The organism is Peribacillus sp. NJ4, assembly GCF_030348345.1.
GTDB lineage: Bacteria > Bacillota > Bacilli > Bacillales > DSM-1321 > Peribacillus.
On record NZ_JAUCFQ010000001.1, the window covers coordinates 1,348,326 to 1,372,492 of the forward strand.

Consider the following 24,167-nt stretch of genomic DNA (forward strand, 5'->3'; position numbering starts at 1 on the left):
GGGCATAAATAAAGTTTCAGTTTCAAGCCGTGGTATGCATACCATGGCTTTCCTTATGTCATGCAGCTGAATGGGAATTTAGTTATTTTTGGTCTACAACTGGAAAAGTAAGAGATATCCATTTTACTAGTTCATGGGAATCATTAACTTTAGCATATAAATAATCAATCTACCGAAAAATGTTGTATAATAATCTTTGGAAATTACCCAATATATTGAAAGCCGGAGCGAGCTATGAAAAACAATCCTATCTTATCCTTTCACCCGCTATGCTATTTATTACTTTTAATGATTACTAGTTCCATCTACTCGGTAATCAATCAATCTTCAGGTCACGCTGTCGATGTTACGACTATAATAGATGGGGAGATTCCCTTTATTAAAGAATTTGTCGTTCCATATTTACTTTGGTATCCGTATATTTATGGATTGCTGATTTACTACTGTTTTGTTGACCGTAAGCACTATTTTGTGGCATTAGGCAGCTTGATATCGGGGAAACTTCTCTGTTTTCTTGTATATTGCCTATGGCAATCGACAGTCCCGCGTCCAGAAGTGGTGGGGAACGATATCTTTGCCCATTTAATGCGATTCGTTTATAGTCATGATCAACCTGTCAACTGTCTGCCGAGCATTCATGTACTGACTACATTCATCATGATGATCGTCGTCCATAAACGGAAAGAACAGCATAAATGGGAGTATGCCAGTGTCACTGCATTCGGAACACTGATTATCCTTTCCACGCTATTTACGAAACAGCATGCTGTATTGGATGTGCTGGCCGGAATACTCCTTGCATATGGGGTGTATGCTTCTATCCAGTATATGTATCAAGCGTTTTCGGCTTATCAGGCCAATCATTATCCAGCGAGGCAAATAAAAAAATGATCTCAGGCCACATTACCTGAAAAATGCCACTGTAAGATATTCGCTCCCGTGAGCTGATATTTTACAGTGGCATTTTGTGTTTCTATTAAGGATTTGGATATTTATGTTAAATTATATATGGTATTATGTGTTTTTAACCGAATTGAAACAGTGGAGGGGAGGTAAAAAATGACTCTTATCTTAATCGAATTGCTGAAGACTTAGTTAAAGAGAAATTGGAAAAGTATTGGCCGGGTTTTGAACTTGTTGCTTATGCATTATATGATAAGAGAAATGTTTATCTATTCAATCATCCTAAATTTAGTAGCAATCAACAAGATAGATTTCATATTTTAAGATGGGATGTACAGTTTACTGGAGATACAATCTTAAAATATGAAGAATATCCCACTGCGATTGTCAATATGGAATCATATGAGGAATATGAAGGTTTGTATTCAATACTGATTCACGAATTATTTCACGGACATCAGTATATAAAAAGTGAAAAACGGTTTCCAGATGAAATGATGGGAATTACATATCCGTTGTCAAAAGGTAATGTGGAATTACGAAATCAGGAAAGAACAAATCTTTATAATGCATTGTTGGAAAATAACATAATTAAGAAGAAACAATATCCTAATACTTTCATTGCCTTAAGAGAAAAAAGAACAGCCAAGATTAAAGGGTACCTAACATATGAAAAATTAATTGAAACCATTGAGGGACCTGCGTTGTATGTGGAATTAAAGGCTTACTCGGAAAAAAGCCCGCTTGATTACGATTCAGTTTTAAGAAAGTATGGACAGGACTTAATAAACAAATATGAATCTACTTCTAATATAAGAAGGAGTAGTTATAGTTCCGGCTTGTTTATGTGCTTGTTACTCGAAGAGCTTTCGCCAGGTTGGATGGAAAGTTTTTTTGATATAGAAGATACATTATATGACCTATTAAAACAGCAGTCCGGTGACTATATGGAAAATTCAATAGCTGATGTTAAAATAAGTTCTGAAACAGAGGAAGTCGTTAATTTTGCTATGGAAAAGAGATTTAAAGCATTTGAAGAGTTTAATGAACAAGCAGGTATTCATCTATATATTGAAGGGGAAATAACTGCTAAATCCTTTGACCCTATGAATATCATCCCATTAGAAGATAGACTTTTACATAAGAGCTTTATAAAAGTAAGAATGAACAATCAAGATTTTCTTATTCAACAACCTGTTATTGCCCATGTTGATAATGGAATTCAAAACATAAATAAATTACACCTGATATTAGAGAATGCCCCCATTGAAAACATTGATTCGATTACAATTAATGATGTTGGAGAAATAAAGGGAAGATATAAGAAACAAGAAAATATCTTGCATTTACTTATATAAAAATGAATTTCAAATTAAATTGGGTTTCAATCATCCTTCCTAAGATATTGAGCAGTATCATAACGATGCTGGGTATCCTTCTTTATTGTGGATATACCATCAGGAAAACCAAAAGTGATTGAAGTGATTATATAGTTCCAATTTACAAGCAAATAAAAAAGCATCAAACTTCCAATAAGGCAGGAAGTCCGATGCTTTTTTATTTTACATTTCAGCTTCAATTTTCAAAGATGATTCTTCGCTGAATTGTTCTTTATCCAGGTCACCCGTTATTTTACTTGTCAGAATACCGGAAGTCATGCTGCCGCTGACATTGACAGCCGTTCTTCCCATATCGATCAATGGCTCGACGGAAATCAATATACCGGCCAAAGCGATTGGCAAGTTCATTGCAGATAATACTAGAATGGCAGCGAATGTTGCTCCTCCACCTACACCTGCAACCCCGAAAGAGCTAATGGCCACGACGGCAATCAACATGGCTATAAAGGAAGGCGATAGTGGGTCGATTCCCACCGTTGGAGCGATCATGACCGCTAACATGGCCGGATAGATGCCGGCACAGCCATTTTGACCGATCGATAAGCCGAAGGATCCGGCAAAGTTGGCAATTCCTTCGGACACCCCTAGTTGTTTCTGTGTTTGGATGTTCAATGGAAGTGCTCCTGCACTTGTTCTCGAAGTGAAGGCAAACGATAATACCGGGAAAGCTTTTCTCAAATATACCATTGGATTCAATCCTGAAATCGTTAGCAATAACAAATGGATGAGGAACATGACAATCAGGGCGACATAAGAGGCACCGACGAATTTCCCCAATTTCAGGATGGCATCCAAATCACTCGTAGCTACTGTCTTCGTCATGATCGCCAAGATTCCGTATGGTGTTAGACGAAGGATCAATGTGACTACGCGCATGGTGATGCTGTGCAATGTATCTACTATTTTAGCAAAAAATTCAGCTTGTTCAGGCTGCTTCCTTTTGACCCCTAAATAGGCAATCCCAAGAAATGCGGCAAAAATCACAACTGAAATGGTTGATGTCGGTCGTGCTCCCGTTAAATCAAGGAACGGATTGGACGGAATCAATTCAAGGATTTGCTGCGGCATCGTTTTATCCTGAATCGTACCGTAAGTTTCCGTTATTTCATCCCCGCGGCTTAACTCTGCATCTCCTTGGTCAATTTGAACGGCTTCCAAATTGAACACAGTTGCCGAGGTAATCCCGACGGCTGCTGCAATCGCAGTCGTTCCAAGCAGGATTCCGATGATCAGGATACTGATCTTTCCGATATTGCTGGTTAGTTTCAATCTTGTAAATGCGGATAAGATCGAAATGAAAACAAGCGGCATAACGATCATTTGCAGGAACTTGACATAGCCTGAACCTACAATGTTAAACCAATCGACCGATTTAACGATCGCTTCTGATTGAGGTTCATAGAAAAACTGCAAAAGAAGTCCGAATGCAATCCCTAAACCAAGTCCAGTAAAGACCCTTTTTGTAAAGGAAACATGCTTCTTATTCATGTAAAATAAAACGCCTAAAAGAACGAGCATTATGGCAAGATTTAAAAACACATAACCAATCATATATATTCCTCCTAATTCCGATTAACCAAATGAGAATAATGAATATCTGATGACTATGATACATCATCCGTTGATTTTTTACCAGAAGAAAATAATTTATTTTTGACTTTTGAAGTAATTCATTTATGTATCCATATTCATGGACTGAATAAGAAGTCACAAAAAAGAGGTATACAAACCTTTAAGCTTAGAATACAAATCTTCCATTATATATCTTTATCATGAAGGATAATCCCTTGTTTTTCTTGAATGATATATCAGGCCGTAGATGCTTAGCTTTTTTTGAAAGGATGAAGGAATGATGGATATATATATTGAGAGGCTTAATGAACAGGATGCAAAAGAGTTATTTGCATTTGAATGCCATAATAGAACGTTTTTCGAGCAAACGGTCCCAGCCCGGGGAGATGATTATTATAGCTTTGGAACGTTTGGAGTCAGGCATAAGGAATTATTAAAAGAACAAGAAGATGCTATCTCTTCTTTTTATTTGATTAAGGAAGGCTCAGGAACAATCATCGGCAGGATTAATCTTGTGGATATTGATCCCATCAATGGTACGGCTCATGTCGGTTATAGAATCGGTGAAGCGTTTACGCAAAAGGGGATTGCAAACGAAGCTTTAAAGCTTTTGGTTAATCTGGCGCCGGAATTGAATGTGACTCAAATACATGCCAAAACGACAACCGACAATATTGCCTCCCAAAAGGTTTTGGTGAAAAACGGTTTTGAACGGATTTCGATTAATGAGGAAATTAGTTCGGATACGGGTCAAAGGCTAACATTCTACCATTATAGTAAGAACTTATAAATCCATTTTCTTCTATTAATAATAGGGAAAGGGCAGGAGTGACGATTGTAAGGGATCTTGGGAGTTGTAGCAATGAAGAAATATTCCCGAGATATTTTCCCGGCATTGCTGGGATTTTTGATAAAATGGTAGAAAACAAAAAATCTACTAGTATGAAACGATTGGTTTTATAGAAGGAAGTGTAAGTATGTTTAATCAATTAACGAATAACGATAGTATTCTTAATCAATTACGTGCAGACTGTGAGAATTGTTTTGGTTTGTGCTGTGTAGCTTTGCCTTATGCAAAATCTGCTGATTTTGCATTGGATAAAGATGGAGGTACACCATGTTCAAACCTGCAATCGGATTATCGTTGCGGCATCCATGAAAATCTCAGAGCAAAAGGATATCGAGGCTGTACGGTATATGAATGCTTCGGTGCAGGTCAGAAGGTATCTCAACTCACTTATGAAGGAAACGATTGGAGAGATAACCCAGCGTCAGCAAAGGAAATGTTCGAGGTATTTCCTATTATGCAACAACTTCATGAAATGCTTTGCTACTTATATGAAGCGCTGAATTTAGAAGATGCGAAACCTCTTCATCGAGATTTGCAGGCCGCTTTTGAGGACACGGAATATCTCACTCAGCAAAGCCCAGAAGCTATCATGAATCTAAATGTACCAGCCCATAGAGCGACCGTTAATGAGTTACTTCTGCGCACAAGTGAACTGGTACGTGCAAAAGTTTCAAATAAGAAAAATGGAACTCGAAAGAAACAGAACAAAATAGGCAGGGGTAGTGACCTTATCGGTGCAAAGTTGAGAGGTGCAGACCTTAGAGGAGCGAACTTAAGAGGGGCCTTGTTTATTGCAACTGACCTCAGAGAAGCTGACATGAGAGTGACTGATCTTATCGGTGCAGACTTTAGGGACGCTGATTTGCGCGGTGCCGACCTCACCGGAAGTTTCTTCATCACACAAGCACAGGTTAACTCGGCTAAAGGTGATATGAAAACGAAATTGCCGCTTTCTTTAAGCATTCCCGATCACTGGAGAAAAGAAGGCTAGCTAAGACCGGAGCTAACTTTTATGCAGAGTTCATAGATAAGAAAATTGTTTAATTCACGAGTAAAAGCTCCAAATTCACGAGTAAAAGGCTAAAACTCACGAGTAAAAGGCCGAAACTCACGAGTAAAAGCTCCAAACACACGAGTAAAGCCCGATTCACGAGTAATAGCTCGAAACTCACGAGTAAAGCCCAATTCACGAGTAAAACGCTAAAACTCACGAGTAAAAGGCCGAAACTCACGAGTAAAGCCCAATTCACGAGTAAAAGCTCCAAATTCACGAGTAAAAGGCTAAAACTCACGAGTAAAAGGCCGAAATTCACGAGTAAAAGGCTAAAACTCACGAGTAAAAGGCCGAAATTCACGAGTAAAAGCATCAATCTCACGAATAAAAGTCCGAAACTCACGAGTAAAGCCCAATTCACGGGTAATAGCTCCAAACACACGAGTAAAAGCATCAAACTTACGAGTAAAGCCCGATTCACGAGTAAAAGCTCCAAACTCACGAGTAAAAGGCTAAAACTCACGAGTAAAATGCCGAAACTCACGAGTAAAAGCATCAAACTCACGAGTAAAAGCATTAATCTCACGAATAAAAGGCCGAAACTCACGAGTAAAGCCCAATTCACGAGTAAAAGCTCCAAATTCACGAGTAAAAGCATCAATCTCACGAATAAAAGCTCCAAACACACGAGTAAAGCCCAATTCACGAGTAAAAGCTCCAAATTCACGAGTAAAAGGCTAAAACTCACGAGTAAAAGGCCGAAACTCACGAGTAAAAGCATCAAACTCACGAGTAAAGCCCAATTCACGAGTAAAAGCTCCAAATTCACGAGTAAAAGGCTAAAACTCACGAGTAAAAGGCCGAAATTCACGAGTAAAAGGCTAAAACTCACGAGTAAAAGGCCGAAATTCACGAGTAAAAGCATCAATCTCACGAGTAAAAGCATCAAACTCACGAGTAAAAGGGAATTTTAATACTAACATGCGATTCTTCATTAGGAAGGATCGTCTTTTAAAATTGGCGGGAAAATTTCAGTTTTCCATTTGACTCTCACGTTGCGTAATACCTTACAGTAAATGATATCGAAAGGAGGTAAAGGGCAGTGGCAATGAAAGTGAAAGAACTGGCCGATTTAGTTGGCATTAGTGTGCGGACACTGCATTATTATGATGAAATCGGGTTATTATCGCCAGAGGAAACAACCGATTCCGGTTATCGCCTTTATTCGAATGATAATCTTGAGATGTTGCAGCAAATCCTGTTTTTTAGGGAACTCGGCATGCCATTAAAGGAAATCAAACAAATGGTAAGCAGCTCTTCGTTTGATAAACAAGAAGCGTTAAGGCAACATCAAAAAATGTTACTGGAGAAACGCAATCAACTTGATAAATTAATTAACACGGTCGATAAATCGATTAAGCATATGAAAGGGGAAATTCAAATGACGAATAAAGAAAAATTTGAAGGGTTTGACTTCAGCCAGAATCCATATGAAGAAGAAGCTCGCAAGCTTTGGGAGGATAAAGCTGTCGATGAGTCGAAAGCTAAAGTGGCGGGCATGTCCAAAGATGCACAAAAAGTTGTATCGGAAATCTATATAAAACTTGCGTCAATGCGAAATGCCTCGCCCGAGTCGGAGGAGGCACAAGAAGCGATTAAAGAATGGTATGACTGTTTGAACAATAACTTTGGAACATACTCATTGGATGCTTTCAAAGGATTGGGTCAAATGTATGTGGATGATCAACGCTTCACCAAAAATATCGACCAATATGGTGATGGTTTAGCAAAATTCATGTGTGATGCGATGGGTCACTTTGCCGATTCTAACAAAAATTGATTATTGTTCATCAATCTTGGGTGCCCAAGATTGAAGGAATTTCATGATGGGAGGTTGCTGCGGCAACCTTCTTTTTGTGAGCTGAAAATCAGGCGCGAATGGCACGTTGTTTCGCTCCAAATTAAAACATCTCCGCGTTATATAGTACAATGATTATGTAAAAATTCCTATTATATTATTGTAGGCTGCGCTGTCCGTCTGCATTATAGCGAGGTGCTGGTTTAAATGGAAACTTGGAAATTGAGTGTAAAGGTATCGGAGCTTAGCGATGTGATTCCTTATTATTTTTTTAGTCTAGTCTCTTCCTGTCTATCGCTTTCTACGGTGTTGGTAATTTTTAGCGAGGGTTCTAATTGGGGGCTGCCTGGCATTATCGTGTTTTCTTTTTATGTGGTTATCCCTTATTTATTTTTTGCTGTTCCGGTACAGGTCCTTTTCAATAAGTATCCTAATAAATTCAATTTAGTTTATTTATGCCTTTATGTTTTTTTCTCTTTGGTGGCTGTATTCATTTATAGTTCGGTGTTAAACTTTGATTTCAGCATGGAAGTTTTAACTACAAAGGTTTACTATGTAATGAGTTTATCCGCGGCCCTGATTTTTTGGTTTTGGGACTCAGTCTTTTTACAGAGAAAGAGATCTGCATCATAAAAGGGACCAAAGTAGCGGTCCCTTTCCGACATTATTTCTTCAGCATGTTTACGATTTCACTAGCTTTTTCTAATTGAACGCCTTCAATGATACTGTTATTTTTTCGAACAGCCGTACCGAAATGATAGTAACCGGTATGCAGTTCGGAATCGATGGAAAGGATATTATCCTTGTTTAAGCCGCTTCCCACCAATATCGCTATGTCGCCGCAGGCTCTTTGCATTTGTTGAATGGTTTTCATGCGGCTGGGGAAATCCTCGTGTCCACCAGAGGTCAAAATCGTTGTGATTTCTGGATATTGGGCTAGCATTTCAGCTGAACGGACTGGGTCGTACGTATCATCGATGGCTCGGTGGAACGTAATCTCCAAACCTTCACATTCCGTCAATAGCTCTTCGAGGTATGGTCGATTGATTTCATTTTTTTCATTTAATGCACCCAATACGACCCCGTTCGCTCCCAGTGATCGAATGATTTGGATATCCTTTTTCATAATTCCCAAATCATTTTCAGTATAACAAAATGACTGGCTATGAGGCCTTACCATCACGTTGACTGGTATCTTTACTGAGCTGACGACAGCTTCTATCAGGGCGTGGCTTGGAGTTAATCCCCCCTCGGCTAAAGCACTGACAAGCTCGATTCGGTCTGCTCCCGATTTTTCGATTAAAAGTGCATCTTCTATGGTTGTGGCAATGAATTCAATATACATTGGATTTTCCTTTCCCTGCATGCAAGTGTTATAAAGAATAGTATGTATAAGATTATTAAATCCATTAAGAATAGTAAAGTCAATCCATTAATGAATACAATGAGTTTTTTCACTCACCGTTATTATAACCGGATACCTTATTAAATAACTGCTTCGGTTTTCCCAAACTTTCCTCAACTGGATTTCTTTATTTCTCATATTTATGAAACGAAATCAACATTCAAACGTATAAAAAAAGAATATATTCAAGATGGTAGATTAGAAAGTCGAAAGTTTTGCAGAATAATCAAATGAATATCATCATGACGGAGGTTATTTAATTGGATAAAAAAAGTAAGGAAGTAACGAAATCGAGGTTTTACAAAGTAGGGATGGGTTGCCTGATCATTTCCCTTCTCACTTGGATCATTCCTGTAATAGCACCTTTTACGCCTTTTTCGACTGCGGTTAAAGCGGGGGTCATAACAGGTGCGATCGTCTTTGCGGAAGTCATGTTCTGGGCAGGTGCACTTTTGGTTGGAAAAGAAGTGGCTGCTAAATATAAAGGTTATTTAAACCCGAAAAATTGGAGAAAAGAAAAAGGGTGAAGAAACGCAGCCAGTTAAGCAGTTTTTTATAAAAAAGCGCTAGGAGTGAAGCTCCATGGAAACTGAGATGTTGAAGATATTCGATTCCAATCGCATTCAAATCGGCGTGGCTACGCGTGAGGAAGTACATAGAATGGGACATTGGCATGAGGTTTTCCAGTGTTGGTTCGCTAGTAGGGAAGCCGGGGTGGATTACCTATATCTTCAACATCGCTGTGCGCTGAAAAAAGATTATCCGAATCTATTGGATATTACGGCTGCCGGTCATTTACTGGCTCATGAAACGGTATATGACGGAGTAAGGGTAATAAAAGAAGAAATAGGCATTGAAATTTCCTTTAACGAATTGGTTCCGTTAGGGATTATCGAATCCCATCAAGCGAAAGAAGATTTCATCGATAAAGAACTGGCTAACGTCTTTCTATATGAAAGTGCACATAGCTTCGATGATTTCACCTTGCAGCCAGAAGAGGTTTCCGGGATGGTGAAGGTTGTACTGAATGACTTTGAAGGGCTTTGGACCGATGCGAAGGAAAAAGTGAACATTAAGGGATTTGAAATGAATCAAGAAGGCCGCAGGATGATGATCGATCGATTTGTCGGGCGGGATGAGTTCGTGCCGCATGAGATTTCCTATTATGAAAGCATCATCAGATTGATTAGGCAAAACTTATCGATGTAGCCAGGTGCTGGCGCCGCTAAATGATAAAATATTCCCCAACGAAACGATTCTTGTTTTGTTGGGGTTTTTCTCTTTTCTAAATCGAATCCCGTTAAAAACATTAAGTATATCGACCTGTGACCATTCCCGGTCAACGGTAGCCTATTGGCTCGTATTGTCCCAACGTGATACGCATATGTCCTTAGTTCATCTCTCATTTCCCTGAATTTCTCATAGGGATAATGACTTTGTCAATGCGGTTATTTAAATGATAAAGCGAGACATACCAGACTGTAAGGGTGCTAGCGTGATGCAAGTTAAAGGAGGTTTCCGTAGTTTTTCATAATCTAGGGAATTTATCACTTGTAAGAATATTACAAAATTGTAAGATGAACAGTGTATAAATTTTGTTAAGGGGATGAGTGAAACAATGAAAAAAATGGTTTTATGCATTTCATTTCTTGTAGCTTTTTTAGTCCTTTTTGGCTCCCTTGATTCATTTACCAGCAAAGCATCAGCAGAGACACACATCTATGATGGAAAAAGTCCTTACTATAATAGTTGTGCGAATAGCGCAGTCACGAAGAAGGCCGTGAAAATTTATGCCAACGGTGCGTCTGCCAATTTAGAGTTGAAATTCAGCACAACTTGCAAAACGGCTTGGGCAAAGATCACTCTAAGCAGACCGGCTAAAGCTGATGGGGAGGCAACGGCATTGGTTGTCCGAAATACTGATAATAAACAATTTAGCTGTGCATCTCCTGGAGGAAATGGTGAAATAAATAAAGGTCAAACGACATGCTATACACCAATGGTATATGATTTAGATCCTCGAAAAGCAAAAGCGGTCGCGTTTTGGCCATATACAGCAGGTGAAACCGACTGGTATTAATGAATAAGGAAAAGCCTTCATCTACTTTTATGCAACGAAAGGATGGATGATTTGAATAAAAAGCTTAAAATGATAGGTTTATCGATAGTGATGACACTGTCGATGTTCATTGTTGATTTTGGATTTGGTAATGATCAGGCACTGGCAGAAACACACACCTATGATGGAAAAAGTCCCTACTATAATAGTTGTGCAAGTTCGGCGGTGACGAAGGATAAAAAATGGATCGATTCCAATTCGTACGTAGAATTGAAATTCAGCACTGTCTGTAAAACCGCCTGGGCAAAAGTGACCGTAACACGCCCCGCCGTATACAACCATGAAGCGGATGCCAGGATCGTCCGAAGTACTGATGGTAAAGCCTATACTTGCGCCAGTTCGGGGGGAAATGGTGTTGTGAATATCGGGCAGACCGCGTGCTATACACCAATGGTATATGATTTGGACCCGCGCAAAGCACAGGCGCAAGGGATACATGCGATCCCTAATAGTGATGCATATAAAAAAGCGGTGACCATTTGGTACTAGAAAAACTTGGGGAACGTCAAAAGCAGTTTACAAGCATCCGCATGACCGGATGCTTTTTTTTTCGGTCAGATTGAACTCACCCCTCATTCATCCCCACCATGTTGTGCTTCCAATTGAAGTAGATATTGTTTCATCTCCGTACCTCCCCGGTAACCGGTAATAGCCCCGTTTTTTCCGATTACCCGATGACATGGCACCGTGATCAGAACAGGATTGGCACCAATGGCCGTTCCGACCGCCCGAACAGCTGCGGGTCTTTGGATGATTTGGGCAATATCGGAATAGGAACAGGTTTTTCCATAAGGTATTTGATTCAATGCTGCCCAAATTTCTTGTTGAAAGGGAGTACCTGTTACATCTGCCGGAATAGAGAAAGTCTGCCTGCTCCCTTCCAAATATTCTTGGAGTTCTTTTAGATAGGGTGTTAGTGCTTTTTCATTTTCAACAAGGCTCGCCATTGGAAAGCGTTTTTGTATCCAAGACTTCAGTTCTTCATGCGATTGACCCGGAGAGCCTACATAGCACAGTCCTTTTTCCGTCTTTGCGATATATAATTGCCACGTATCATAATGTAATATGGCCCAGTCAATGGTTTGTTGTTTAATATTCTTCATCTGGCTCACGCTCCTTGGCTTTAGTTTTGGTGATAAGCTTTCCGATATCCTGAAGGTGTATTCCCCATTTTCCTTTTGAATAGCGTTATGAAATAGGGTGTGCTTGAGAAACCGGCAGCCAAGCCTATTTCATATATCGACTGTTCGGAGTTTTCAAGGAGCCTCGTTGCTTTTTCAAGGCGAAGCCGTTGAATGTATTCTGTGGGCGATATCCCCTTCACACGCTTAAATGATCTTTGCAAATGATAGGGGCTGCCGTGGGAAATATCCGCCAATCTAATCAATGTGAGGGGTTCGCTGTAATGGGTGTCGATCCATTCGGCTATTTGTTCAACCCATTCTTCTGTCGGCAAGTTCAGTCCTTCGGGTTTACATCGTTTACAAGGCCGGAAATCATCTTCCAAAGCTATCTTGGCATTTTTGAAAATCTTCACGTTTTCCTTATTCGGCACCCTGGATTTACAGGAAGGCCTGCAAAAGATGCCGGTCGTTTTTACTCCGTATAAAAATTGATCATCATATGCTGCATCACAATCCATAATGGCTTTCCAATAATCATTCGGGATATCGGCCTTTTTCGGATTCATCACATTCACCTCTCTTTTTAGTATACAAGAAAGGGTTGATATACAAACATTTTGATAATATAAAAGCAAGATAACGTAATTAATCATTTTAGAGCTATTCTGTTAAAATAAGGGAGTTGGATGAAATTTCCGGAACATTGCTAAGCTTGAAAGAAAGAGCAAGATAACGTACTCATTTTTTCATTAGAATAAAGCTAAAGGAGGAGCAGAATGAAAGAGACATTATCAAATGATGAAGGCATGACTAAATTGAGAATTCGTGCACCAAAAGAGTTTAGTTTTTCGGAAAATCTTAAATACTTATCAAGATCCTCCAATGAATGCATGTTCGAAATTGTTGATCAAAAGATTTATCGTGCTCTTGTTGTAGATAACGAGACACTTTTAGTCGAAATCAGTTCAATGAATGAAACGGAGCTGACCGTTCGATTTCCAGGACGAACTGCACCGGTGAAAAAACATGTAAAAGATACTGTTTCCCAATATATTCGTCATTGGTTCGATCTTGAAACGAATCTGCTTCCTTTTTATGAGCTTGCCCAAAATGACCCATTACTGCAAAAGCCGGTAAACCAATTCTTCGGTTTAAGAAATATGGGCATTCCGGATTTATTTGAAGCCATTGCCTGGGGAATACTTGGACAGCAGATAAATTTGACTTATGCTTATACCTTGAAACGGAGATTGGTAGAGAAATTCGGGACATTCGTTGAATATGAAGGGAAACGATTTTGGCTGTTCCCGACGCCTGATGTGATTGCGAATTTAACGGTAGAAGATTTTGTGGAAATGAGAATGACCGTAAAGAAATGCGAATATTTAATTGACGTGGCACAATTAATGGTACGCGGTGAACTTACAAAAGAAAAGCTGTTGAATGCAAAGGATGTAAAAGTTGCTGAAAAAATGCTGACCAAAATACGTGGAATAGGTCCGTGGACTGCCAATTATGTACTGATGAGGTGTCTACGTTTTCCAGCAGCTTTTCCAATCGATGACGTCGGGCTGCATAATTCCATGAAGCTGGTCATGGAAACGGAAGCAAAACCAACGAAAGCGGAAATCCTGAAACTATCGGAAGCGTGGGCCGGTTGGGAATCATATGCGACCTTCTATTTATGGAGATTGTTATATTGACTTGAATTATTCTTTGGAACGGATTCAAAAGGTAACTGTAAGTTTCGTTGATATATTTCTATTTTCGGAGATAAAACTGTAGATTTCGTCGATATATTTCTATTTTCGGAGATAAAACTGTAGATTTTGTCGATATATTCCAATTTTCGGAGATAAAACTGTAGATTTCGTCGATATTCTCTATTTTCGGAGATAAATTGCAATTCCCCTTCAATGTCAACAGCCCAAACACCTTAAGTCATATTACATTCAATCATATAGAGGTGAATGACCATGTATATGACCCAACGTATTATTATGAAGATCAAGCTTTTATTGAACGACAGTTTCCTGGTCTACCGGGCATTCCAGGTCAACCTGGACCATCGCCGTATTCTCAAGCACCACGACCAGCGTTTATCCCTCAACAAATCGGCTTCAACATTTGCTGTAGATCCAGGGGCCATTTCGTTTTGTCTGTTCAGGAATACTTTTATCTGGCTAAACAATGGTGCGAGATTCTGGTATTACCCGATTTTCGTCGGTCCGCGTTCTGTTGCCGGCTTTAGATGGAATGGCAGGTTCTGACAATTTTTGGTATCGATACAAGACAAATCAATTCATTTAGTTGTTTTTGAAAAAATGCTCAAAGGAGATGTCAGTCTCCTTTGAGCATTTTATGTTTTTTTCGAAGTTAGACGGTCAACAATCCCACTAGGGAAAGGAGATACAAGGTGCAAATCAATTGCTCCTTGAACTTCGCACCATGATTGTTTTGTCTAATAGGAGACTGAGAACTAATCTGATCAGCACCTCAGGTGAAACGATCCCAGATAGAAAAGGTTTGGAAAAAAATAGTAAATAAGCGAAAGGGTGATGAGGGTCATATAGACTATTTGAAAAGGATTCAAGAAATTCATTTTCCCCTCCCCTTTTTGTTAAACTCTCCCTTGTTTTGGAGGCAGGTGCTCTTTCGTTTATGATTGTGGCGAAATAAACGGCCAACAATGTTCAATATTTAATAGAAATGGTAAAATCATTATGCTCCTATAAAATTTAGTGAATGAAAATGAAAATAGAGGATGCTGTTGAATATGAGGAAAGTATCACTGGAAACCAAGATTCTCGGGTTGGTCCTATCGTTGAGCCTGTTTTTGATCCTTTTATTGACGACTACTTTTTCCTATATGGAAGGAAGGCAAATAGCGAAGGATAAAGGTCAATTGGCTTTGGAACTCTCAAAGACGATTAGCTTCATGCCTACAGTTACAGAGGCCTTTGAAAAGGAAGATCCCGCTGCCACAATCCAGCCGATTGTCGAAAAGATCCGCGTGGAAACAGGGGCTGAGTTCATCGTTGTAGGGAATAAAGAAGGCATTCGCTATTCCCATCCTCTGGCTTCCGAAATTGGGAAGCGGATGGAAGGAGGAGATAATAGCAGGGCCATTCGGGATGGTGAATATTATGTTTCCGAAGCCGCTGGATCACTTGGTCTTTCCATTCGGGGAAAGTCACCGGTTTTCAATGAGGATGGAAAAATTATTGGAATCGTCTCGGTCGGTTTTTTAGTGGACGATGTCCGCGCCCAAATTTTCAAGGATTTGTCCAGAGAGATGATTGTTTCTTTAGTGGCCATCATGATATCGATCATTGGCAGTTATATGCTGGCAAGGAGCATACGTAAAGATACATTGGGGCTGGAACCTTTTGAAATCGCCAATTTATATAAAGAAAAAAATGCAGTGCTTCAATCGGTGAAAGAAGGGATATTGGCCATTGACCAAAATGGGTTGATTACCTCGATGAATCAGCCGGCGAAAAAATTGCTCGATATAAAAGAGTCCGTTCGCCATTTGAACGTTGATGGCCTATTTCCTTCGAAATATTTATTCGAAGTGTTGAAGTCCGGTAAACCGCAAATAGATAAGGAGATTTCATGGAAAGATAAATCCGTTATTGTTAATTGTACGCCAATCTTCGATAGTGAAGGCGTAAGCGGTGTTGTTGCTTCGTTCCGTGATCGAACGGAAATTGAGGAAATGGTCAACACATTATCGGAAGTGAAGATGCACTCAGAGGATTTAAGGTCACAAACCCATGAATTTACCAATAAACTATATGTCTTATCCGGATTGATACAATTAGGGGAATATGATGAAGCGATAGATATGATCCAAAGTGAAACGTCCGATTTGCATTCCCTGAACCGTGTCGTGTTCGAACAAATAAAGGATACAAAGGTACAAGCCCTGTTACTTGGTAAGATAGGGAAAGCATCGGAAAAGAAGATATTCTTTGAAATTGACGCACAAAGTTACCTAGAGAAACTCCCGGATCATATAAAATTGTCGCAGCTGACATTGATTCTAGGCAACATTATCGATAATGCACTTGAAGCGGTTTCAGGCATGGAGGAGCCCCTTGTGAAATTTTTCGCCACCGATATCGGAAATGATATGGTATTTGAAGTGAGTGATAACGGAAAAGGAATACCTGAGGATGCGATCGCCCATATTTTCGATCGGGGTTTCACTTCGAAAAACAAAGGAAATCCGAGTGGGTATGGACTTTCGAATGCTGATCGTGTCGTAAAAGAGCTGGGCGGCATCATCGAAGTTCAAAGTGAGGGTGGAAACACCATATTCACGGTGTATCTTCCCAAAGAACAGAGAGGAGGGAAAGAATGCTGAAGATAAGAGCAGTCATCGCAGAAGATGATTTTCGTGTAGCTGATATCCATGAAAAATTCTTGAAAAACTTTGATGAAATAGAAGTGGTCGGAAAAGCTGTCAATGCCAAAAAGACGCTTCGGATTTTGGAACAAAAAAGCCCTGATCTGCTTTTGCTTGATGTGTATATGCCAGATCAGCTTGGTACAGACCTCCTTCCGGACATACGGCAAAAATTCCCGAATGTGGATATCATCATGATTACCGCCGCAACGGATAAAGAACAACTTGAAAAGGCGCTTCACTACGGTGTAGAGAATTATTTAATCAAACCAGTGGAAATGAAGCGCTTCAACCAAGTTATCGAAGAGTATCTCAAGAAAGCGCATCTGATGAAATCCAAACAAGAAATAGACCAGGATTTTGTTGATCTCATTTTGAAAAAGGGATCTGCCGTTTCGGAAACGAACGATGGGCCCGCCTTACCGAAAGGCGTCGACGAAATCACTTTGGCGAAAGTGATCGAGGTACTCGAAGCAAGCGATATCGGTTTGTCGGCTGAGCAAGTGAGCGGACAGATTGGCGCTTCCAGGACAACCGCGAGACGCTATCTGGAATACTTGATATCCGTAAAGAAATGTAAAGCGGAAGTCGTATATGGGGTAGTGGGAAGACCCGAGCGAAGATATTATAAAATTCAATAGAGATTATATTAATTGAAACACCTTCATTATGGAGGTGTTTTTTTTATGCATGCATGGTTTGAAAGATTTCAAAAAAAGCAATATATGTCAAAAAAACGATGTTTTAATCTGTTATCTTTTTCTTAAGGAGGTTCGGAAATGAGATACAGTCCCATCATTCAAAAAACGATTGAATATATAGAGAATAGCTTACAAGACGAATTGTCCTTGGAGAACATCGCACGATTCGCAGGTTTTTCGAAGTTTCATTATCATCGTATTTTTCACAAGGAGGTTGGCGTGACCGTATCAGAATATATTCGATATCGAAGGATCGCCAATGCCGCAAACATGCTGCTTTATACGGATGAAAAAATAATTGACATTGCTTTATATTACCGCTTTGAAACACAAGAATCCTTTACTCGTTCATTTAAGAAATATTATGAACTGCCGCCAGGGCAATATCGGAAACTCGTAAGTAAATTAACCTTGCAAAAGGAGGAAATGACGATGAAAAACGAACAATTATTAAAAGGATGGAATTTAAGTGGGAGTCATCCATTCAATTATAAAATGGGAATTGACCGGGAGACATTCCATAAAGGCCGGGCATCAGGATTCCTGAAATCCGTCACTGCGGAATCCAACGAGGAATTTGCAACGATGATGCAACAATTCAAGGCGGAAAATTACCTTGGTAAAAGAATGAAACTGTCGGGTTTTTTAAAATCAAAAGATGTTGATGGATTTTGTGGTTTATGGATGAGGGTGGATAATGCCCTTCATGATGTTTTGCAATTCGACAATATGGGAAATCGGCCCATCGTTAACGATACGGAATGGAACCATTATTATATTGTCTTGGATGTACCCGAAAACAGTGCCATCATTTCATTCGGGGTCCTTCTTTCAGGGCGTGGCCAAGTATGGATCGATGAACTGGAATTCGAGGAAGTCAATATAGATACGCCAACGACGAATATAGATTACGGCTGTGACCTATTGGATGGACCGGCAAATTTATCATTTGAAGAATAAATACGAAGCCTCTGCCTTGCATAAAGATTTAGTCACTGTTTGCTTAATAATCATATCTTTTCCTTAAAGAACCCGCCATTCAACCCGGGGGAATGGCGTCCGGTTCACTCTGGAAAATCGCGTCTGTGAACACAATGAACACAATTAACAAAATAGTTTTAAAACACAATAAATTGAAAACGCTTACAGATAAAGCGATTTCATATACAATTTATCTTATTAGAAGATTAGGAGTGATAGATATGCTCGCTTTATTAGGATACTTGATGATAGTAGTGTTTATGATTTTAATTATGACAGGGCGACTTTCAGCCATGATAGCTTTGATTGCAGTACCAAGTGCCTTTGCACTTATTGGTGGGTTTGGCGGTAAAATGGGTGAGATGGCGTTGGAAGGAATCAAAGACGTCGCGCCAACGGGAATCATGATTTTATTTGCGATTCTTTTCTTTGGTATTTTGATCGATGCTGGCGTTTTTGACCCGATCATCAATACGATCCTTAAGGTTGTAAAAGGAGATCCAGTGAAAATTGCCATCGGTACGGCAGTCCTGGCTTTGCTGATTTCCTTGGATGGAGATGGTACGACTACATATATGATAACGATTTCAGCCATGCTTCCGCTATATAAACGGATTGGAATGAGACCGTTAGTATTGGCCGGTATTGCCGTATCGTCATCTGGAGTCATGAACCTTCTTCCTTGGGGAGGCCCTACAGCACGGGTGATGACCGCTTTAAAACTTGAAATGTCCGATGTTTTCACCCCTGTCATTCCAGCGATGATTGGCGGAGTCCTATTCGTCCTTTTCATGGCATATTGCCTGGGTAAAAAAGAAAGAAAGAGAATTGGGATCATAGAAGTCGATTATCAAGCTGTGGCACAGCACGCGGCTGCAACGGAAGATGCTTATCTTAAACGTCCTAAATTGATAATATTCAATTACGCATTGACTCTTACCTTGCTGGTGGCACTGATCATGGAACTTATGCCTTCGGCGGTCCTGTTCATGATAGGTTTTGCCATTGCCATTACGGTTAATTATCCGAAACTCAGTGATCAAAAAGAGCGTGTGGCAAACTATGCGGACAATGCTTTATCTGTAATTTCGATGATTTTTGCAGCAGGTGTCTTCACTGGAATCCTTGCCGGTACGGAAATGGTGGATGCCATGGCAAACTCTTTGATTCAGCATATTCCAGACCAAATGGGTGCACATTTTGCCGTCATCACAGCCATCATCTCAGCACCTTTCACGTTCTTCATGTCTAATGACGCTTTTTATTATGGAGTACTCCCATTACTTGCTAAAGCGGGAGCCGCTTATGGAATTGACCCTGCATTGATTGGAAGAGCTTCTCTTTTAGGGTTGCCTGTTCATCTATTAAGCCCGCTTGTTCCATCTACTTATCTATTGGTTGGAATGGTAGGGGAAGATTTCGGTGCATTGCAGCGCACTTTCCTGAAATGGGCATGCGGATCGACGCTTGTCATGATAGTGGTAGCTGTCCTATTGGGAATCATCCCACTATAAGAAATATTTTAAAAGAGTCCCGTTCGTAAACATGCGAACGGGACTCTTTTCTATCTGCATCAAGCGCTGAATAATTTTGGTAAATTGAGATACATTATGTTTGTCTTCCCTTCCGCGACAAAGTTAGCTTTTTCTTTTATTGAATGCGGAAGTTACGTACCTTAAGATTAATGGAAACTATATTAATATGAAGGGAAGAGAGCAAAATGGCTCACTTTAATATAAAGGTTGCCGTTCAAAAGTTCGGTAACTTTCTAAGTTCAATGGTCATGCCGAATATATCAGCTTTCATAGCATGGGGGTTAATCACTGCCCTATTCATTCCATCGGGTTTCCTGCCAAATGAAAGCCTTGCCAAAATGGTTACACCAATGGTCACGTTTTTACTGCCGCTTTTAATTGGTTATACGGGCGGTAAGCTAATCCATGACCATAGAGGTGGAGTAGTTGGTGCCATTGCGACAATGGGTGTCATCGTTGGATCTGACATCCCTATGTTCCTTGGCGCAATGATAATGGGACCGTTCGGCGGTTATGCCATCAAGAAATTCGATCAACTGATTGAAGGGAAAATAAAAGCCGGATTCGAAATGCTTGTTAATAATTTCTCGGCGGGGATACTTGGCGGCTTATTGTCCATTCTATCCTTCCTGGCCATCGGGCCTGCTGTGGATGTATTTACAGGCTGGCTTGTAGCAGGAGTCGATTGGCTTGTCGGTACAGGTTTACTGCCGTTGACAAGCATCTTGATCGAGCCTGCCAAGGTATTGTTCCTGAACAATGCCATTAATCATGGTGTACTATCACCAATTGGTGTAGAGCAAGTTAAACAAACAGGGGCTTCAATCCTGTTCCTTCTGGAATCGAATCCTGGACCAGGTATCGGCGTACTGCTTGCCTATTGCTTTTTTGGAAAGGGAACGGCAAAGAAATCGGCGCCAGGAGCAGCCATCATTCATTTCTTCGGCGGGATCCATGAAATTTATTTCCCTTATATCCTAATGAAGCCAATGTTATTCTTAGCCGTCATTCTTGGAGGCATGAGTGGGGTTTTCACATTGGTCCTACTAGGCGGAGGATTGTTCGCCCCGGCTTCTCCAGGCAGCATACTTGCCATTACAGCAGTAACTCCGCATAATGCGGGCGCATATATTGCTAACTTTGCAGGCGTGATCGTAGCGGCCCTTGTTTCATTCATCGTCGGTGCATTCATCTTGAAAACAGGAAAGCAATCCGAAGAGAATATTGAAGATGCCGCGAAAAAAATGCAAGAAATGAAAGGCAAGAAAAGCTCAGTAGCCGATGTATTCGCTTCAGATCCGGGAACGATGCCAACAAACGTCAGCAAAATAATATTTGCCTGCGATGCTGGCATGGGATCAAGTGCGATGGGGGCTTCGCTGCTTCGCAAGAAGGTGAAGGAAGCCGGATTGAATATCGCGGTTACAAATACGGCGATCTCAAACATTCCTGCTGATGCACAAATAGTCATTACACAGGAAGAGTTAACTCCAAGGGCACAGAATAAAGTTCCGAATGCTTATCATGTATCCGTCGATAATTTCTTATCGAGCCCTGAATACGATGCATTGCTTGCACGGCTTCAGGATGACGGTACCGATGAGCTTCATGAAATCGTCGAAGATGCCGAAGAGAAAGTTCCCGGTGTTCGTGAGCATTCAATCGAGCCTGGCATCAACGAAGATGAACAGGATGATAATGAATTGCTTCGCGAAGAAAATGTTTTCCTTAATCAACAATTTGCCAATAAAGAAGAAGCGATCCGCTTTGCGGGAAGGGCTTTGTTCAATGCAGGTTACGTGAAGGAAAGCTATATTGAGGCAATGATTGCCCGCGATGAATTGACTTCAACCTATATGGGCAATGATGTAGCCATCCCGCACGGAACCGAGGAAGCGAAGAAAGATGTTCTTAAATCCGGATTTACCGTTTTACAGATTCCTGATGGTGTCGACTTTGACGGCCAAAAGGCACGATTGATATTCGGCATTGCCGGTAAGGATGGAACACATCTTGAAATTCTATCTGGCATAGCAGTTACCTGCTCCGAAATGGAGAATATTGAAAAGATGGTTAAAGCCGCATCAGCAAGGGAATTGATGGATATCATAAACGTCGGAAATAATTAAATACTCTTAACCATGAATAGAAAAGCGTTTTACGCTTTTCTATTCAGTATTTTCTCGTGTTACTCCACCTGAAATGAGTTGGTAGCATGTATATTACTTCAAGGGAAAAATCAATCATAGAATTGATCATAAAAACTTCAGGGAAACATTCGGCCATATCCATTGCGACACAACTGAATGTAAGTGTCCGGACGGTTCAACGTGATCTGAAGTCGATAGAAAAAATCCTGCACTCTTTTGAATTGCACTTAACACGCAATACGCATGAAGGGCTGTCCATCGATGGAAAGAATCAACAAGTCTTTCGGCTTGTACAGCACCTGATGGGTAATCATCCGATCGATCAAACGCCACAAGAAAGAAAGTTGCATCTCCTTTTAGCTTTACTGCAGGAGGAATCATATAAAACTCAAGCACTTGCGGGGGATCTCGGTATAAGCATAACCACTCTTACCACCTATTTAGACGAACTGACCGAGTGGTTAAGAAATTTTAATATCGTGGTTACCAGAAAAAGGGGAGTCGGAATTGAGCTTACCGGAACTGAAGAAAATAAACGGAAAGCCCAGGCCGCCTATTTCTTGCACTTCTTTAATGAAGAGCTGATTGAAAGTTTATTTTTATTGCAAGAAGGAAAATTTCCAGAAGCGAAAATCCTCGACTATTTCGATCCCGAATATCTTCAGGCTATTGATGGGGTGCTGAACTCGACTTTTAACAGTGTCCATTCGCGGTTGGCGGATAGCGGGTATATAGGGTTGATTGTACATATTTATGTAACCCTGCAAAGGAATGAAGGCCAATTTCTTTTGGAGAAGGACTTCAAGAAAATAAGCGAACTCTCGGATGAAAATAATCTCATGAATAAAATAGGCAAGGAACTCAGTGCCATGCTGGAAGTCTCTTTTACCATCGATGATATTAGCTACCTTGCGGCCATCCTTAAAGGTTCCAAGCTTCATGCGGCGGATACCGTTCCCTATGACAGTGTGGTGCTGGGCCAGCTGATAAGGAACTTGATAAAAGATGTTTCTGCTCAACTGCAAATCGATTTGACCAAGGATTTCCCATTGTACCAAGGGCTCCTTGCCCATATGGAACCATCGCTCTTCCGGATCAAACAGGAAATGGGATTGTATAATCCCTTAACGGAAGATATTAAACGAAAGTACCCGGTTCTCTTTTTAGCAGTGAAGACCAGTCTGGAAAAGGGATTCAAAGAAATCAAAGAATTTCCTGAAGATGAAATAGCCTTCATCGTCCTTCATTTCGGATCTGCCTTAGTGTTGCGGGAGGAAGAAATATCAATAAGGGCACTCATCGTTTGTCCGACAGGTATAGGCACGTCGAAGATGCTTGCAAGCCGGATCAAAAAAGAAATCATGGAAATCCAGACTGTAGAAATCAAGACGATCAAAGATATCCAGCAGCAGGGCAGCCTGAATAACTATGATGTGATCATTTCTACCGTTCGGCTTCCATATATCGATATGGATTATATCCTCGTATCCCCTCTTTTGAGTGAAGAGAATATATTGAACATCAGGAATTATTTAAGGAAGAATATTGAAAACTTCACGAAGAATAAGCGTTATGGCAGTCATACAGGCCATAAGGCTTCCCAGCCGAAAAAAGAGGATGGCGAATTGAAGGAAGTGCTGCAGGAATTGAAAGATGTCCAGCAGAGCATCGAGTCGATCACGGATAACTTCCGGTTTTATCGGCTTCAGCACATGAAAGGACATCCGCGGATCATCGAAGAAATGGTCAGGCTGGCTGAAAAGGAAGAATTGCTAATTGGTGCGGATGATGTGATCCGATCACTGAACGAGCGGGAAAAAAAAGGCGGATTAGGCATTCCTGGCACTGGAATGGGCCTATTCCATACCAGACATAAGAATGTGAAAGAACTGATATTCCAGGTCGCCCACTTGGAGGATTATTGTCTGGTAAAAGGTATGGATGGAAATGAAGTCCATATGAAAAATTTGCTGCTGATGCTGGCGCCTGAAGAATTGAGTGTGAAGCAGCAGGAAATCGTCAGCTTAATAAGTTCAAGCTTAATTGAAAGTAATGAATCCATCATGATTTTTTCATCTTCTGACGAAGAAATGATCAGCAGAAGACTGGAAGCCATATTTTTGGACTATTTATATACTAACTTGATAAAGGGATGATTGTA

At 40.4% G+C, this 24,167-nt stretch carries 22 protein-coding genes and 1 pseudogene; 18 read left to right on the forward strand and 5 right to left on the reverse strand.

Going from position 1 to position 24,167, the window contains the following annotated elements; genetic code table 11:
* Nucleotides 1-234 precede the first annotated feature (234 nt).
* Together QUF94_RS06780 and QUF94_RS06785 are read left to right on the forward strand one after the other, a co-directional pair.
* Nucleotides 235-891: a phosphatase PAP2 family protein gene (locus QUF94_RS06780; RefSeq protein ID WP_289315182.1), complete on the forward strand. Its 657-nt coding sequence runs from the start codon at nucleotides 235-237 to the stop codon at nucleotides 889-891.
* A 215-nt stretch (nucleotides 892-1,106) separates the two neighbouring features.
* A complete protein-coding gene (locus QUF94_RS06785; protein ID WP_289315183.1) occupies nucleotides 1,107-2,261 on the forward strand; it encodes a hypothetical protein in 1,155 nt (384 codons plus the stop codon).
* Nucleotides 2,262-2,465: 204 nt separating this feature from the next.
* Here QUF94_RS06785 and QUF94_RS06790 read toward each other — a convergent pair whose 3' ends face one another.
* Complete coding sequence (locus tag QUF94_RS06790) at nucleotides 2,466-3,854, reverse strand: L-cystine transporter (RefSeq protein WP_289315184.1); 1,389 nt, start codon at nucleotides 3,852-3,854, stop codon at nucleotides 2,466-2,468.
* 301 nt (nucleotides 3,855-4,155) lie between these two features.
* Here QUF94_RS06790 and QUF94_RS06795 point away from each other — a divergent pair, with 301 nt between their 5' ends.
* Nucleotides 4,156-4,665: a GNAT family N-acetyltransferase gene (locus QUF94_RS06795; protein ID WP_289315185.1), complete on the forward strand. Its 510-nt coding sequence runs from the start codon at nucleotides 4,156-4,158 to the stop codon at nucleotides 4,663-4,665.
* A gap of 187 nt (nucleotides 4,666-4,852) precedes the next feature.
* Entirely contained in the window at nucleotides 4,853-5,716 is an 864-nt protein-coding gene (locus QUF94_RS06800; RefSeq protein ID WP_289315186.1) for a pentapeptide repeat-containing protein, read from the forward strand.
* 49 nt (nucleotides 5,717-5,765) lie between these two features.
* Here QUF94_RS06800 and QUF94_RS06805 read toward each other — a convergent pair whose 3' ends face one another.
* Entirely contained in the window at nucleotides 5,766-6,674 is a 909-nt protein-coding gene (locus QUF94_RS06805) for a hypothetical protein (protein WP_289315187.1), read from the reverse strand.
* 147 nt (nucleotides 6,675-6,821) lie between these two features.
* Between QUF94_RS06805 and QUF94_RS06810 the strand changes: the two genes are divergently transcribed.
* The gene (locus tag QUF94_RS06810; RefSeq protein ID WP_289315188.1) at nucleotides 6,822-7,559 is read left to right on the forward strand and encodes a MerR family transcriptional regulator; all 738 of its coding nucleotides are present in this window, start codon (nucleotides 6,822-6,824) and stop codon (nucleotides 7,557-7,559) included.
* A gap of 225 nt (nucleotides 7,560-7,784) precedes the next feature.
* Complete coding sequence (locus QUF94_RS28740; RefSeq protein ID WP_353957740.1) at nucleotides 7,785-8,210, forward strand: UPF0715 family protein; 426 nt, start codon at nucleotides 7,785-7,787, stop codon at nucleotides 8,208-8,210.
* Between the two features lie 31 nt (nucleotides 8,211-8,241).
* Here the strand turns inward: QUF94_RS28740 and QUF94_RS06815 are convergent, their stop codons facing one another.
* Entirely contained in the window at nucleotides 8,242-8,943 is a 702-nt protein-coding gene (locus tag QUF94_RS06815) for a copper homeostasis protein CutC (protein ID WP_289315189.1), read from the reverse strand.
* Between the two features lie 299 nt (nucleotides 8,944-9,242).
* Here QUF94_RS06815 and QUF94_RS06820 point away from each other — a divergent pair, with 299 nt between their 5' ends.
* The 4 genes from QUF94_RS06820 (at nucleotide 9,243) to QUF94_RS06835 (ending at nucleotide 11,590) form a co-directional block, all read left to right on the forward strand.
* Nucleotides 9,243-9,509: a transporter suffix domain-containing protein gene (locus tag QUF94_RS06820; RefSeq protein WP_370016172.1), complete on the forward strand. Its 267-nt coding sequence runs from the start codon at nucleotides 9,243-9,245 to the stop codon at nucleotides 9,507-9,509.
* 55 nt (nucleotides 9,510-9,564) lie between these two features.
* Nucleotides 9,565-10,191: an NUDIX hydrolase gene (locus QUF94_RS06825; RefSeq protein ID WP_289315190.1), complete on the forward strand. Its 627-nt coding sequence runs from the start codon at nucleotides 9,565-9,567 to the stop codon at nucleotides 10,189-10,191.
* A gap of 409 nt (nucleotides 10,192-10,600) precedes the next feature.
* The gene (locus tag QUF94_RS06830; protein ID WP_289315191.1) at nucleotides 10,601-11,062 is read left to right on the forward strand and encodes a DUF2690 domain-containing protein; all 462 of its coding nucleotides are present in this window, start codon (nucleotides 10,601-10,603) and stop codon (nucleotides 11,060-11,062) included.
* A 42-nt stretch (nucleotides 11,063-11,104) separates the two neighbouring features.
* A complete protein-coding gene (locus QUF94_RS06835; protein WP_421156296.1) occupies nucleotides 11,105-11,590 on the forward strand; it encodes a DUF2690 domain-containing protein in 486 nt (161 codons plus the stop codon).
* Nucleotides 11,591-11,673: 83 nt separating this feature from the next.
* Here the strand turns inward: QUF94_RS06835 and QUF94_RS06840 are convergent, their stop codons facing one another.
* On the reverse strand, nucleotides 11,674-12,204 hold the full coding sequence (locus QUF94_RS06840; protein WP_289315192.1) for a methylated-DNA--[protein]-cysteine S-methyltransferase: 531 nt from the start codon (nucleotides 12,202-12,204) through the stop codon (nucleotides 11,674-11,676).
* Nucleotides 12,205-12,224: 20 nt separating this feature from the next.
* Nucleotides 12,225-12,791: a bifunctional transcriptional activator/DNA repair enzyme AdaA gene (locus QUF94_RS06845; RefSeq protein ID WP_289315193.1), complete on the reverse strand. Its 567-nt coding sequence runs from the start codon at nucleotides 12,789-12,791 to the stop codon at nucleotides 12,225-12,227.
* 210 nt (nucleotides 12,792-13,001) lie between these two features.
* Here QUF94_RS06845 and QUF94_RS06850 point away from each other — a divergent pair, with 210 nt between their 5' ends.
* From QUF94_RS06850 to QUF94_RS06885, 8 genes and pseudogenes are all read left to right on the forward strand, one after another.
* On the forward strand, nucleotides 13,002-13,928 hold the full coding sequence (locus QUF94_RS06850; protein WP_483313641.1) for a DNA-3-methyladenine glycosylase family protein: 927 nt from the start codon (nucleotides 13,002-13,004) through the stop codon (nucleotides 13,926-13,928).
* 257 nt (nucleotides 13,929-14,185) lie between these two features.
* Nucleotides 14,186-14,545: pseudogene (locus tag QUF94_RS06855) on the forward strand (collagen-like protein).
* Nucleotides 14,546-15,001: 456 nt separating this feature from the next.
* Nucleotides 15,002-16,597 carry an ATP-binding protein gene (locus QUF94_RS06860; protein WP_289315194.1) on the forward strand — a complete coding sequence of 532 codons (1,596 nt, stop codon included), beginning with the start codon at nucleotides 15,002-15,004 and terminating at the stop codon, nucleotides 16,595-16,597.
* Entirely contained in the window at nucleotides 16,591-17,280 is a 690-nt protein-coding gene (locus QUF94_RS06865) for a response regulator (protein WP_289315195.1), read from the forward strand. Before QUF94_RS06860 ends, QUF94_RS06865 begins: the two co-directional genes overlap by 7 nt.
* Before the next feature lie 138 nt (nucleotides 17,281-17,418).
* A complete protein-coding gene (locus tag QUF94_RS06870) occupies nucleotides 17,419-18,300 on the forward strand; it encodes a helix-turn-helix transcriptional regulator (RefSeq protein WP_289315196.1) in 882 nt (293 codons plus the stop codon).
* Between the two features lie 134 nt (nucleotides 18,301-18,434).
* The gene (locus QUF94_RS06875) at nucleotides 18,435-19,835 is read left to right on the forward strand and encodes a CitMHS family transporter (protein WP_289315197.1); all 1,401 of its coding nucleotides are present in this window, start codon (nucleotides 18,435-18,437) and stop codon (nucleotides 19,833-19,835) included.
* Nucleotides 19,836-20,041: 206 nt separating this feature from the next.
* Complete coding sequence (locus QUF94_RS06880; RefSeq protein ID WP_289315198.1) at nucleotides 20,042-21,985, forward strand: PTS mannitol transporter subunit IICBA; 1,944 nt, start codon at nucleotides 20,042-20,044, stop codon at nucleotides 21,983-21,985.
* Between the two features lie 86 nt (nucleotides 21,986-22,071).
* A complete protein-coding gene (locus tag QUF94_RS06885; RefSeq protein ID WP_289315199.1) occupies nucleotides 22,072-24,162 on the forward strand; it encodes a BglG family transcription antiterminator in 2,091 nt (696 codons plus the stop codon).
* The last annotated feature ends 5 nt before the right edge of the window (nucleotides 24,163-24,167 follow it).